The organism is Salmonella sp. SAL00653 (assembly GCF_046552515.1).
Classification (GTDB): Bacteria; Pseudomonadota; Gammaproteobacteria; order Enterobacterales; family Enterobacteriaceae; genus Salmonella; species Salmonella enterica.
Genome location: NZ_JBGDTY010000020.1, coordinates 75,901 through 89,849 on the forward strand (window position 1 = coordinate 75,901; position 13,949 = coordinate 89,849).

Annotated in this window: 11 protein-coding genes; 8 read left to right on the forward strand and 3 right to left on the reverse strand. The window is 52.2% G+C overall.

Annotated elements, in window-relative coordinates; all coding sequences use genetic code 11:
- The first annotated feature begins 36 nt into the window (after positions 1-36).
- Positions 37-819 carry a 3'-5' ssDNA/RNA exonuclease TatD gene (gene tatD / locus ACLJRU_RS20565; protein ID WP_000459634.1) on the forward strand — a complete coding sequence of 261 codons (783 nt, stop codon included), beginning with the start codon at positions 37-39 and terminating at the stop codon, positions 817-819.
- A gap of 7 nt (positions 820-826) precedes the next feature.
- On the opposite strand, the gene rfaH is transcribed toward tatD, so the two are convergent.
- Complete coding sequence (gene rfaH / locus ACLJRU_RS20570; RefSeq protein WP_001192410.1) at positions 827-1,315, reverse strand: transcription/translation regulatory transformer protein RfaH; 489 nt, start codon at positions 1,313-1,315, stop codon at positions 827-829.
- A 185-nt stretch (positions 1,316-1,500) separates the two neighbouring features.
- Here rfaH and ubiD point away from each other — a divergent pair, with 185 nt between their 5' ends.
- The 3 genes from ubiD to ACLJRU_RS20585 all read left to right on the forward strand — a co-directional run bounded on the left by ubiD (position 1,501) and on the right by ACLJRU_RS20585 (position 5,843).
- Positions 1,501-2,979, forward strand: a complete 1,479-nt coding sequence (ubiD, locus tag ACLJRU_RS20575; RefSeq protein ID WP_000339758.1) for a 4-hydroxy-3-polyprenylbenzoate decarboxylase — start codon at positions 1,501-1,503, stop codon at positions 2,977-2,979.
- Positions 2,980-3,064: 85 nt separating this feature from the next.
- Positions 3,065-3,766 (forward strand): NAD(P)H-flavin reductase, encoded by a 702-nt coding sequence (fre, locus tag ACLJRU_RS20580; protein ID WP_000209832.1) that lies wholly within the window; start codon positions 3,065-3,067, stop codon positions 3,764-3,766.
- Between the two features lie 253 nt (positions 3,767-4,019).
- Complete coding sequence (locus tag ACLJRU_RS20585) at positions 4,020-5,843, forward strand: aryl-sulfate sulfotransferase (RefSeq protein WP_001541205.1); 1,824 nt, start codon at positions 4,020-4,022, stop codon at positions 5,841-5,843.
- A 196-nt stretch (positions 5,844-6,039) separates the two neighbouring features.
- Here the strand turns inward: ACLJRU_RS20585 and fadA are convergent, their stop codons facing one another.
- Together fadA and fadB are read right to left on the reverse strand one after the other, a co-directional pair.
- Positions 6,040-7,203, reverse strand: coding sequence for an acetyl-CoA C-acyltransferase FadA (fadA, locus tag ACLJRU_RS20590; protein ID WP_000438715.1), 1,164 nt, complete (start codon positions 7,201-7,203; stop codon positions 6,040-6,042).
- A 9-nt stretch (positions 7,204-7,212) separates the two neighbouring features.
- On the reverse strand, positions 7,213-9,402 hold the full coding sequence (gene fadB / locus ACLJRU_RS20595; protein WP_023235413.1) for a fatty acid oxidation complex subunit alpha FadB: 2,190 nt from the start codon (positions 9,400-9,402) through the stop codon (positions 7,213-7,215).
- 189 nt (positions 9,403-9,591) lie between these two features.
- On the opposite strand from fadB, the gene pepQ reads away from it, so the two are divergent.
- The 4 genes from pepQ to hemG are packed head-to-tail and all read left to right on the forward strand — an operon-like array spanning position 9,592 to position 13,584.
- Complete coding sequence (gene pepQ, locus ACLJRU_RS20600) at positions 9,592-10,923, forward strand: Xaa-Pro dipeptidase (protein WP_000444529.1); 1,332 nt, start codon at positions 9,592-9,594, stop codon at positions 10,921-10,923.
- Complete coding sequence (locus ACLJRU_RS20605; protein ID WP_023235414.1) at positions 10,923-11,537, forward strand: IMPACT family protein; 615 nt, start codon at positions 10,923-10,925, stop codon at positions 11,535-11,537. Before pepQ ends, ACLJRU_RS20605 begins: the two co-directional genes overlap by 1 nt.
- A gap of 38 nt (positions 11,538-11,575) precedes the next feature.
- Complete coding sequence (gene trkH, locus ACLJRU_RS20610; RefSeq protein ID WP_000545688.1) at positions 11,576-13,027, forward strand: Trk system potassium transporter TrkH; 1,452 nt, start codon at positions 11,576-11,578, stop codon at positions 13,025-13,027.
- A gap of 11 nt (positions 13,028-13,038) precedes the next feature.
- Positions 13,039-13,584, forward strand: coding sequence for a menaquinone-dependent protoporphyrinogen IX dehydrogenase (gene hemG / locus ACLJRU_RS20615; RefSeq protein ID WP_000853982.1), 546 nt, complete (start codon positions 13,039-13,041; stop codon positions 13,582-13,584).
- Positions 13,585-13,949: the final 365 nt, after the last annotated feature.

The following is a 13,949-nucleotide window of genomic DNA, read 5'->3' on the forward strand; positions in this document are numbered from 1 at the left end:
ACCGCCCGCCAGGGCGGTTGTCATATGGGGGCAAGCATGTTTGATATTGGCGTTAATTTAACCAGTAGCCAGTTTGCAAAAGATCGTGATGATGTGGTCGCCCGTGCGTTTGCGGCGGGAGTAAAAGGTATGCTACTGACCGGAACGAACATCCATGAAAGTCAGCAGGCGTTAAAACTGGCGCGGCGCTACCCCCATTGTTGGTCGACGGCTGGCGTCCATCCCCATGACAGCAGTCAGTGGTCACCCGCGTCTGAAGACGCCATTATTGCGCTGGCGAACCAGCCGGAAGTCGTCGCTATCGGTGAGTGCGGGCTGGATTTCAATCGCAATTTTTCCACGCCGCAGGAGCAGGAGCGTGCCTTTCAGGCGCATCTACAAATTGCCGCCGAATTGCAGATGCCAATCTTTATGCACTGCCGGGACGCGCATGAGCGATTTCTGGCATTGCTTGATCCCTGGCTGGATAGTCTTCCTGGTGCAATACTGCACTGCTTTACCGGTTCACGCCAGCAAATGCAGGCCTGTGTGGATAGAGGGCTCTATATCGGTATTACCGGGTGGGTTTGCGACGAACGACGCGGGCTTGAGCTACGTGAACTCTTACCGTTTATTCCAGCGGAAAAGCTACTGATAGAAACCGACGCGCCGTATCTGTTGCCTCGCGATCTTACGCCGAAACCAACGTCACGACGCAACGAGCCCGCGTATCTGCCTCACATCCTGGAGCGCATAGCGCTATGGCGTGGTGAAGATCCGCAATGGTTAGCGGCGATGACAGATGCCAACGCCAGAACCTTATTTGAGGTCGTATTCTGAACGATAGCTAAATCTTGCGAAAACCGGTGTTTTTTACGCTCTGCTTCACTTCTTTATTGAGTAAATTAAGCAGTAACATCGAACGCGTTTCGCCATCCGGTTCGGTAAAAATCGCTTTCAGCCCTTCAAATGCGCCTTCCGTGATGATGACGCTATCGCCGGGATAGGGGGTTTCAGGATCGACAACGCCTTCGGGCTTGTAGATAGAAAGCTGATGAATAACGCTGGAAGGCACGATCGCAGGATGCGCGCCAAAGCGCACAAAATGGCTGACGCCGCGCGTGGCGTTGATTGTAGTGGTATGTATCACTTCCGGATCAAATTCAACGAACAGATAATTAGGAAAGAGCGGTTCGCTGACGGAGGTACGTTTTCCGCGTACCATTTTTTCCAGGGTGATCATCGGTGTCAGGCAACTTACCGCTTGTCTTTCGAGGTGTTCCTGAGCACGCTGAAGTTGCCCGCGTTTGCAGTACAGTAAATACCAGGATTGCATAATGACTCTTATCCGCTTGTTCGGGGCGCAAGCATAGCAAAAGCCATGCGCGAAGTTAATTATACACTTCATCCTTTAAGCCGTATCTGGATTAGCGTTGGTTGCCAGAGTTCACGCTAATTTAACAAAAATACAGCATCCCGATGATGAACGCCGTATAATGATGCGCTTACCAAGAGGCTACAATGGACGCCATGAAATATCACGATTTACGCGACTTCCTGACGCTACTTGAGCAGCAGGGGGAACTAAAACGCATCACGCTACCTGTGGATCCTCATCTGGAAATCACGGAAATCGCTGACCGCACGCTGCGTGCCGGTGGACCGGCGTTGCTGTTTGAAAATCCTAAAGGTTACGCCATGCCGGTGCTGTGCAACCTTTTTGGCACGCCAAAACGCGTGGCGATGGGCATGGGGCAGGATGATGTTTCCGCCTTACGGGAAGTGGGTAAATTATTAGCGTTTCTTAAAGAACCTGAGCCGCCGAAAGGCTTTCGCGATCTGTTTGACAAGCTGCCGCAGTTTAAGCAAGTGCTGAATATGCCGACGAAACGGTTACGCGGCGCGCCTTGCCAGCAGAAAATCGCGTCTGGCGATGATGTCGATTTAACGCGTCTTCCTGTCATGACCTGTTGGCCGGACGACGCCGCGCCGCTGATTACCTGGGGACTGACGGTAACGCGTGGTCCGCACAAAGAGCGGCAAAACCTGGGCATTTATCGTCAGCAGTTGATAGGTAAAAATAAGCTGATTATGCGCTGGCTGTCTCACCGCGGCGGCGCGCTGGATTTTCAGGAGTGGTTAGCCGCGCATCCGGGTGAACGTTTCCCGGTCTCCGTCGCATTGGGCGCCGATCCGGCGACGATACTTGGCGCCGTGACTCCTGTTCCCGATACTCTGTCGGAGTATGCCTTTGCGGGCCTGCTGCGCGGCACGAAAACTGAAGTGGTTAAATGCCTTTCTAACGATCTGGAAGTGCCTGCCAGCGCCGAGATTATCCTTGAAGGTTACATTGAGCCGGGAGAGATGGCGCCGGAAGGACCGTATGGCGATCATACGGGCTATTATAATGAAGTGGATAACTTTCCGGTCTTTACCGTCACGCATATTACGCAGCGTGAGGATGCCATCTATCACTCCACCTATACCGGGCGTCCGCCCGATGAGCCTGCGGTATTAGGGGTGGCGCTCAATGAAGTCTTCGTGCCTATTCTGCAAAAACAGTTTCCGGAAATCGTCGACTTTTATCTGCCGCCGGAAGGGTGTTCTTACCGCCTAGCGGTAGTGACGATGAAAAAGCAGTACGCTGGTCATGCGAAACGCGTCATGATGGGCGTCTGGTCGTTTTTGCGCCAGTTTATGTATACGAAATTTGTTATCGTTTGCGATGATGACGTTAACGCACGCGACTGGAATGATGTGATCTGGGCGATTACCACCCGTATGGACCCTGCGCGGGATACGGTGCTGGTTGAAAATACGCCGATTGACTACCTGGATTTTGCCTCGCCGGTCTCCGGGCTGGGTTCAAAAATGGGGCTGGATGCCACAAACAAATGGCCGGGCGAAACCCAACGCGAGTGGGGTCGTCCTATTGTTAAAGATCCTGAAGTTACCGCGCGTATTGATGCGATTTGGGATGAGCTGGCTATCTTTAAATAACTGAAAGCGGACATCGACATTTCAGGCTGCGGCGACTCGGCTTGAAAAATGTCGGTATTGACCCGACACCCGACAGAGGGAGCGCATGACAACCTTAAGCTGTAAAGTGACCTCGGTAGAAGCTATCACCGATACCGTATATCGGGTTCGTTTAGTGCCGGACGCGGCGTTTTCATTCCGCGCTGGTCAGTATTTGATGGTCGTAATGGACGAGCGTGACAAACGCCCGTTTTCGATGGCCTCAACGCCGGACGAGAAAGGGTTTATTGAATTACACATTGGCGCTTCCGAGCTCAATCTGTATGCGATGGCGGTCATGGATCGAATTCTGAAAGACCGGGAAATCGTCGTCGATATTCCGCATGGCGACGCCTGGCTACGTGACGATGAAGAGCGTCCGTTGATTCTGATCGCGGGCGGTACGGGCTTTTCTTATGTGCGCTCCATCCTGTTGACGGCGTTAGCGCGCAACCCGAACCGCGATGTTACCATTTACTGGGGTGGTCGCGAAGAAAAGCACCTCTATGATCTCTCTGAGCTGGAAGCACTCTCTGTTAACCATCCGAATTTGCGTATTGAACCTGTGGTCGAGCAGCCGGAAGAAGGCTGGCGTGGACGTACAGGAACGGTACTTACGGCGGTATTGCAGGATTATGGTACGCTGGCGGGGCACGATATTTATATTGCCGGACGTTTTGAGATGGCGAAAATCGCCCGCGATCTGTTCTGTCATGAGCGTAACGCGCGGGAAGATCGTCTGTTTGGCGATGCGTTCGCATTTATTTAACTATTTTATGGGACGCAGTAGCGTCCCTTTTTACGTTAGCCTACCTAAAAGTCCTCTTAAATATTAATTAATCGTCAACTATAAAACCTTATGATATTGAATATCTACAGGCTTTGTATTGCGTGTAATAAATTAAGTAATATTATGTCCTGAGGCTATCAATAAAAATAGTTAATTATATATGCTTCATTTATTTTTATAAAAAAAACATAAAATGGAAAGTTAGTTATTTATTTATAAGATGGAGAGTGTTATGAAATTTAAATATGCTTTAACTTCTCTCGCATTATCTGTTGCAATTTTGTCATCAGTACCTTCTACTGCTTTCGCCATCGGCGGCGCCAGCGGCGCTAAAGTGGACTATCAGGTCCAGGGAAAAATTGGCGAAGTTGTTATGAACCCCTATGATATCGCGCCGCTAACCGCCGTTATTCGTAATGGCGGTTACCAGTTACGTGACGTGCATGTACGGATTGTCCCCAAAGAAAATGGCCAGGAGATCGCGTATAAAGTTAATAATAAATACCTTTTAACGTATGGCGGTATCCCCGTCTTTGGTCTTTACCCAGATTATGTCAATACCGTTGAAGTTGAATATACAAGGATCCAGGGTAGTAAAACCGAAAATATAAAAGAAAGCTATAAAATGTATGCATCGCCTGCCTATATTGAATCAGCGGGTACAAAAGAAGAACAATCAGCACTCTTTACTATCGATGTTAAAAAGGTTTCCCCAGAATTTAAAGATCGCTTGTATCTTTTGAATAATACGAAAGATAAGTCTGGGAATGGAACGCGTACTGTCTGGAACAACCCTACTGGGGGTGCATTAGAATGGAACTTCACTACAGCTAACGCTATTATCGACACCTCCGGTGATATTCGTTGGTTTATGAATCCAAGTTCAATTTATGATTTAAAGTCAATTTATCGTGCTGGCGTTATGATGGGCTTTAAACAAAACCAGGATGGCGCACTATCGTGGGGCTACGGTCAGCGTTATGTGAAATACGATATCATGGGGCGTGAAATCTTTAACCGCCGCCTGCCGGATAATTATAACGATTTTTCACACTCAATGGATAACGCGGCCAACGGTCACTACTTCCTGCGTGTAGCCAGCTCTAACTATAAACGCCCTGATGGGAAAAATGTTCGTACCGTGCGTGATGTGATTGCCGAAGTTGATCAGAACGGCGTGGTAGTGGATGAATGGCGTCTGTTTGATATCCTCGATCCTTATCGTGATGTGATAATGAAAACCCTCGATCAGGGCGCTGTGTGCCTGAATATCGACGCCAGCCAGTCCGGCCATACGTTGAGCGAAGAAGATCTGGCGGCGCTGGATTCCTCCGACAAATTCGGGGATATCGTGGGTAGTGGGGCTGGCCGCAACTGGGCGCATGTCAACAGCGTCGACTATGACAGTGAAGATGATTCCATCATCATCAGCTCCCGCCACCAGAGTGCGATTATCAAAATCGGCCGCGATAAGAAAGTGAAGTGGATACTGGGTACGCCTGCTGGCTGGAAAGCGCCATTTAATGCCGCAATTCTGACGCCAGTGGATAGCAAAGGCCAAAAAATCGCCTGCCAGGACAGTGGCTGCGAGGGTGACTTCGACTGGACATGGACGCAACATACGGCCTTTAAAATTGATAGTAAGAGTAAAGGCGATATCTTATACCTTTCCGCTTTCGACAATGGCGATGGCCGCGGCTTAGAACAGCCTGCTATGCAGAGTATGAAATACAGCCGCTCCGTGATTTACAAAATCGACCAGAAAAACAAGACAGTCCAACAGATCTGGCAATACGGTAAAGAGCGCGGGAACGAGTGGTTTAGCCCGGTAACCTCTATCACCGAGTACCAGACTGACAAGAATTCTGTGTTCGTGTATTCCGCAACAGCAGGTGGTGCGTTTGATTTGTCGGTAGGCGCATTTACCAGCTTACCTAATCCGTATCTGGAAGAGTTCAAATGGGGAGAAAAAGAGCCTGCGGTCGAAATGCAAATACATGGTGCGCGTGGATATCAGGCTATGCCATTTAGCCTGACCAAAGCGCTTACTGAGTAGAGCTGGCCATACGGTGAAAAAACCCGCCCCTGACGGGCGGGAAAAACGGCAACTAAACTGTTTCCCGTCATAATTCGCGCAGCCTCTTTGTTGGCTGCCTTTGCTCACCCCGGGCACATAGTTATCTATGTGCCCGGGGATTCGCTCAGTTGCCGCTGCGCTGCAATGCGAGTTATTTAGGGGATATTATCTTTGATTAAACCCGCTCAAACACCGTGGCGATGCCCTGACCCAGACCAATACACATCGTCGCCAGACCAAACTGCGCGTCTTTGCGCTCCATCAGGTTGATAAGCGTGGTGCTGATACGTGCTCCGGAGCAGCCGAGCGGATGACCAAGCGCGATCGCACCGCCGTTGAGGTTGATCTTCTCGTCTATCTGCTCCATCAATCCCAGATCCTTAATGCATGGCAGGATCTGTGCGGCAAACGCTTCGTTCATCTCAAACACATCGATATCGCTGGCTGACAGTCCCGCTTTTTTCAACGCCAGTTTTGACGCCGGAACCGGCCCGTAACCCATAATTGACGGATCACAACCCACCACTGCCATTGAGCGAATACGGGCGCGAGGTTTCAGACCCAGCTCACGGGCACGACTTTCGCTCATTACCAGCATGGCGGCTGCGCCATCGGAAAGCGCGGATGAGGTGCCCGCCGTGACCGTGCCACTAACCGGATCAAATGCCGGACGCAGCGTTGATAGCGCTTCGACCGTGGTTTCCGGGCGGATCACTTCATCGTAGTTAAACTGCTTCAACACGCCGTCTGCATCATGACCGCCAGTCGGGATAATCTCCGTTTTGAATGCGCCAGACTGCGTGGCGGCCCAGGCGCGAGCATGAGAACGCGCGGCGAACTGGTCCTGCATTTCCCGGCTAATGCCGTGCAGGCGGGAGAGCATTTCCGCCGTTAGCCCCATCATCCCTGCCGCTTTGGCGACGTTGCGACTCAGACCCGGGTGAAAATCCACGCCGTGACTCATCGGCACGTGCCCCATATGCTCCACGCCGCCAACCAGACAAACCTGCGCATCGCCGGTCATGATCATTCGCGCTGCATCGTGTAACGCCTGCATCGAGGAACCACACAGACGGTTGACGGTGACCGCCGGTACCGAATGGGGAATTTCTGCCAGCAGCGCGGCGTTACGGGCAATGTTGAAGCCTTGCTCCAGCGTTTGTTGTACGCAGCCCCAGTAAATATCATCGAGGGTCGCCGCTGTAAGCGACGGATTACGCGCCAGCAGGCTACGCATTAAGTGGGCGGAGAGATCTTCTGCCCGCTCGTTGCGAAACGCGCCGCCCTTCGAACGGCCCATCGGGGTGCGAATAGCATCGACAATGACAACCTGTTCCATTGTGACTCCTTAAGCCGTTTTCAGAGAACCAACCGGACGGGCTGGTTCAACCGGGGGATAATACGGTTCGTTATGGCGCGCTTTATTACGCAGCCCTTCCGGCACTTCATACAGCGGGCCGAGGTGTTGATACTGCTGCGCCATATCAAGATATTTCGCGCTGCCCTGTGTATCCAGCCAGCGGAATGCGCCGCCGTGGAACGGAGGGAAGCCCAGGCCGTAGACCAGCGCCATATCGGCTTCCGCCGGGCTTGCGATAATGCCTTCTTCCAGACAGCGAACCACTTCGTTAATCATCGGGATCATCATACGGGCGATTATCTCGTCGTCGCTGAAGTCGCGTTTCGGCTGGCTGACGCTTGCCAGCAGGTCATCCACCGCGGCATCTTCTTCTTTCTTCGGCTTACCCTTGCTGTCTTCTTTATAGCGCCAGAAGCCCAGACCGTTTTTTTGCCCAAAACGGCTGGCGTCAAACAATGCGTCGATCGCGTCGCGATACTCTTTCTGCATCCGTTGCGGGAAGCCTGCCGCCATTACCGCCTGCGCGTGGTGGGCGGTATCAATACCCACCACGTCGAGCAGATAGGCCGGGCCCATCGGCCAGCCGAACTGTTTTTCCATCACTTTATCGACTTTGCGGAAATCCGCGCCGTCGCGCAGCAGTTGACTGAAACCGGCGAAATAGGGGAACAGCACGCGGTTAACAAAGAAGCCGGGGCAGTCGTTGACTACAATCGGTGTCTTGCCCATTTTGCTGGCCCAGGCGACGACTTTGGCAATGGTTTCGTCTGAACTCTTCTCGCCGCGAATGATTTCAACCAGCGGCATCCGGTGTACCGGGTTGAAGAAGTGCATTCCGCAAAAGTTTTCCGGACGTTCCAGGGCGCTTGCCAGTTCGCCAATTGGGATGGTGGAGGTATTTGAGGCCAGCACGGTTTCCGGGCGCACTTTCTGCTCGGTTTCCGCCAGTACCGCTTTTTTGACTTTCGGATTTTCGACTACCGCTTCGACAACAACATCTACGCGATCGAAACCGGCATAATCGAGAGTCGGGTGGATGGTCGAAATGACGCCCGCCAGCTTCAGACCGTCGATCTTGCCGCGCTCCAGCTGTTTGTTCAGCAGCTTGGCCGCTTCGGTCATGCCGAGGTTCAACGATTTATCGTTGATATCTTTCATGATGACCGGTACGCCTTTCCAGGCCGACTGGTAAGCGATACCGCCGCCCATAATGCCCGCGCCCAGTACGGCTGCCTGTTTCGGCGTCTCAATATCTTTGGTCAGCTTTTTGGCTTTACCTTTTACATATTGATCGTTGAGGAAGATACCGACCAGCGCACGAGCCTCATTGGTATGCGCCAGCGGAACAAAGCTTTTATTTTCCAGATTCAACGCTTCTTCACGACCAAAACGCGCGGCGGCTTCAATGGTTTTCACTGCGGTCATCGGCGCCGGATAATGTTTACCCGCCGTTTGTGTGACCATGCCTTTAGCGATGGTAAAGCTCATCGCCGCTTCAATCTTACTGAGTTTCAACGGTTCCAGTTTCGGCTGGCGTTTAGCTCTCCAGTCGAGATCGCCGGTAATGGCCTGGCGTAACACCGCTATCGCGCCTTCAATTAGCTTCTCTTGTTTGACCACGCCGTCCACAAGGCCGATTTTCAGCGCGTGCTCAGCACCGACATCTTTACCTGCCGCGATAATCTCCAGCGCGCTGTCTGCGCCCAGCATACGCGGCAGACGAACGGAGCCGCCGAAACCCGGCATGATGCCCAGTTTAGTTTCCGGCAGACCGATACGGAGGTCTGGCGTCGCCAGACGGTAATCGGTGGCCAGCACGCATTCGCACCCGCCGCCCAACGCATAGCCGTTTACGGCGGCAAGGGTCGGTACGGGTAAATCTTCCAGACGGTTAAAGACGCTATTAGCGAAATGCAGCCATTGGCTTAACTGCTCTTCGGGGACGAGGAACAGTGAAAGAAATTCGGTGATGTCCGCGCCGACAATAAAGGCCGCTTTATTAGAGCGCAGCAGCAGCCCTTTTAAATCGTGTTGCTTTTCCAGCACCTCAAGCGCCTGGCCGAGGCTGGCGACGGTTGCGGTGTCGAGTTTATTGACCGAGCCTGGAGCATCGAACACCAGTTCGGCGATGCCATCTTCCAGCCAGTCGAGGTACAGGGTGTCGCCTTTATAAAGCATGTCAGTCTCCTGAATCCACAAGGTGATCTGGTCGTACCAGATGAAGCGGAGTGTGTATTTTGTGTTAATAAAATGCAAATAAATGATTAAAGAAATGCCGATGTGATCACGCTCGGCAGAGATCACGCTCTCGTGGGGCGATGTGCTAAGATGCGGAAACTTGAGGTCAAAAAAACAGAAGGGTAAAAAATGGAATCACTGGCCGCGCTCTATAAAAATCATATTGTTACCTTACAAGAACGGACGCGCGATGTTCTGGCGCGCTTTAAGCTGGATGCGTTACTTATTCATTCCGGCGAGCTTTTCAACGTCTTTCTCGACGATCACCCTTATCCGTTTAAGGTCAATCCGCAGTTTAAAGCGTGGGTGCCGGTAACTCAGGTTCCAAATTGCTGGCTGCTGGTCGATGGCGTCAACAAACCCAAATTGTGGTTTTATCTGCCGGTCGATTACTGGCATAACGTTGAACCGCTGCCAACGTCATTCTGGACAGAAGAAGTCGAGGTCGTCGCCTTACCGAAAGCGGATGGCATCGGCAGCCAACTGCCTGCCGCGCGTGGCAATATCGGCTATATCGGCCCGGTTCCTGAGCGCGCGCTACAATTGGATATCGCCGCCAGCAACATCAACCCGAAAGGTGTTATCGACTATCTGCATTACTACCGCGCCTATAAAACGGATTATGAACTGGCTTGTATGCGCGAAGCGCAGAAAATGGCGGTGAGCGGTCATCGGGCGGCGGAAGAGGCCTTCCGTTCCGGCATGAGTGAGTTCGACATCAACCTGGCGTACCTGACCGCCACGGGACATCGCGATACTGATGTTCCATACAGCAACATTGTGGCGCTGAACGAACATGCCGCCGTGCTGCATTACACGAAACTGGATCATCAGGCACCGTCTGAAATGCGCAGTTTCCTGCTGGATGCGGGCGCGGAATACAATGGCTACGCGGCGGATCTGACGCGGACCTGGTCGGCGAAAAGCGATAACGACTACGCCCACCTGGTGAAAGATGTTAACGACGAACAGTTGGCGCTGATCGCTACCATGAAGGCGGGCGTCAGCTATGTGGATTATCATATTCAGTTCCATCAACGTATCGCGAAGCTGCTGCGTAAACATCAAATCATTACCGACATGAGTGAAGAGGCGATGGTGGAAAATGATCTTACCGGGCCGTTTATGCCGCACGGTATTGGTCATCCGTTGGGTCTGCAGGTACACGATGTGGCCGGGTTTATGCAGGATGATTCCGGTACGCATCTCGCTGCACCGTCCAAATACCCGTATCTGCGCTGCACGCGTGTGTTACAGCCGCGAATGGTGTTGACCATCGAACCGGGGATTTACTTCATCGAATCGCTGTTAGCGCCGTGGCGCGAAGGCCCGTTCAGCAAGCACTTCAACTGGCAGAAAATTGAAGCGCTCAAGCCTTTCGGCGGTATTCGCATTGAAGATAACGTGGTCATCCACGAAAACGGCGTGGAAAACATGACGCGGGATTTAAAACTGGCGTAATGGACAGTTGGTTAATCCCTGCAGCGCCGGTCACCGTTGTTGAAGAGATCAAAAAAAGCCGCTTTATTACGCTATTGGCGCATACCGATGGCGTAGACGCGGCGAAAGCGTTTGTTGAGTCAGTCAGAGCTGAGCACCCTGATGCGCGCCACCATTGTGTGGCGTGGGTGGCGGGTGCGCCGGACGACTCACAGCAACTGGGCTTTTCAGACGACGGCGAACCGGCGGGAACGGCAGGCAAGCCGATGCTTGCGCAATTGATGGGCAGCGGCGTCGGAGAAATTACTGCCGTCGTCGTGCGCTACTATGGTGGTATTCTGCTGGGTACGGGCGGGCTGGTAAAAGCCTATGGCGGCGGTGTGAATCAGGCATTACGTCAGCTTGCCACACAACGCAAGACGCCATTAACCGAATATACTTTGCAGTGTGAGTACGGTCAGTTGGCCGGAATCGAAGCATTATTAGGACAGTTTGCCGGGAAGATCGTTTCCAGCGATTATCAGGCGTCTGTTCGGCTCAGGGGGGCGCTTCCTTTTGCTCATGTGAATGCATTTTCCACAAAACTGGCGGATTTTAGCCGTGGTTCATTGCAATTGTTAGCGATTGAAGAATAATCCCCACCTCATTTTTAAGAATAAAGGAAGCGGCAGAGATGCATTTTCGCGCCATTACCCGAATCGTTGGACTACTGGTTATCTTATTTTCGGGGACAATGATTCTCCCGGGACTGGTAGCGCTAATATATCGTGATGGCGCAGGAAGAGCGTTCACGCAGACCTTTTTTGTCGCGCTGGCGATCGGTTCCATACTGTGGTGGCCAAACCGTAGGGAAAAGGGCGAGCTGAAATCCCGCGAAGGATTTCTTATCGTGGTGCTGTTCTGGACCGTGCTGGGCAGCGTGGGTGCGCTGCCGTTTATTTTCTCGGAAAGCCCAAACCTCACCATTACCGATGCTTTTTTTGAATCGTTCTCCGGGTTAACCACCACGGGCGCCACTACGCTGGTGGGGCTGGATTCATTACCGCACGCCATTCTCTTTTATCGTCAGATGCTGCAATGGTTTGGGGGTATGGGGATCATTGTGCTGGCGGTGGCGATTCTCCCTATCCTCGGCGTCGGGGGGATGCAGCTCTATCGGGCAGAAATGCCGGGGCCGCTCAAAGATAACAAAATGCGCCCGCGTATTGCCGAGACGGCGAAAACGCTGTGGCTTATCTATGTCTTGCTAACGGTAGCCTGCGCGCTGGCGCTATGGTTTGCAGGGATGCCCGCGTTTGACGCTATCGGACACAGCTTCTCCACTATCGCTATCGGCGGCTTCTCAACGCATGACGCCAGCGTAGGCTATTTTGATAGTCCCACTATTAATACCATCATCGCTATTTTCCTGCTGATCTCCGGTTGTAACTATGGCCTGCATTTCTCTTTATTAAGCGGACGTAGCCTGAAAGTATACTGGCGCGATCCGGAATTCCGCATGTTCATCGGCGTACAGTTGACGCTGGTGGTGATCTGCACGCTGGTACTGTGGTTCCATAATATCTACGACTCGGCGCTGACAACGCTAAATCAGGCGTTCTTCCAGGTTGTGTCGATGGCGACAACGGCAGGGTTTACCACGGACAGCATTGCGCGCTGGCCGCTGTTTTTGCCCGTCTTGCTGCTATGTTCCGCGTTTATTGGCGGTTGCGCCGGGTCAACGGGCGGGGGGTTAAAGGTCATCCGTATTCTGTTGTTGTTTAAACAGGGGAACCGCGAACTCAAACGTCTGGTGCATCCGAATGCCGTTTACAGTATTAAGCTGGGGAACCGGGCGCTGCCAGAACGTATTCTGGAAGCCGTCTGGGGATTCTTTTCTGCCTACGCGCTGGTATTTATCGTCAGTATGCTGGCCATTATCGCTACAGGCGTAGATGATTTCTCGGCTTTCGCCTCGGTAGTGGCTACGCTTAATAACCTGGGACCGGGGCTGGGGGTGGTTGCTGATAACTTCGCCAGTATGAATCCGGTTGCGAAATGGATACTCATCGCCAACATGCTATTTGGTCGTCTGGAAGTATTCACTTTGCTGGTACTTTTTACCCCGACTTTCTGGCGTGAATAATGGAGTAACACGTGAAAACATTGATTCTTTTCTCTACCCGGGACGGACAAACGCGCGAAATTGCCTCTTATCTGGCTTCTGAACTCAAAGAGATGGGGATCTGGGCCGATGTCGTTAATCTGCATCGCGCAGAAGAGCCGGACTGGGATAGCTATGATCGCGTAGTGATTGGCGCGTCTATTCGTTATGGTCATTACCACAGCGCCTTTCAGGAGTTTGTTAAGAAATATGCCACGCGGTTGAACGGAATGCCGAGCGCCTTTTATTCCGTTAACCTGGTGGCGCGTAAAGCTGAAAAACGGACGCCGCAGACTAACAGCTACGCGCGTAAGTTTTTAATGAGCTCTCCGTGGCGACCTGACTACTGTGCCGTCATTGCAGGCGCGCTTCGCTATCCCCGCTATCGCTGGTATGACCGTCTGATGATCAAGCTTATTATGAAGATGTCGGGCGGCGAAACGGATACCAGTAAAGAAGTGGTGTACACCGACTGGGAGCAGGTTGCGCACTTTGCCCGTGAAATAGCCCATTTAACCAACAAATCGTCGGCAAAATAAACGCAAAGAATAAAAAGTGCGCACTCAGAAAATTATTTTAAATTTCCTCTTGTCAGGCAGAAATAACTCCCTATAATGCGCCACCACTGACACGGAACAACGGCACACAGGCCGCCGGGTCAGCGGGGTTCAGACCAGAACCTCACGGAGAAAAGCGAAAATAATCGCTTGACTCTGAAGCGGGAAAGCGTAATATGCACACCCCGCGCCGCTGAGAAAAAGCGAAGCGGCACTGCTCTTTAACAATTTATCAGACAATCTGTGTGGGCACTCGAAGATACGGATTCTTGACGTCGCAAGACGAAAAATGAATACCAAGTCTCTGAGTGAACACGTAATTCATTACGAAGTTTAATTCACGAGCA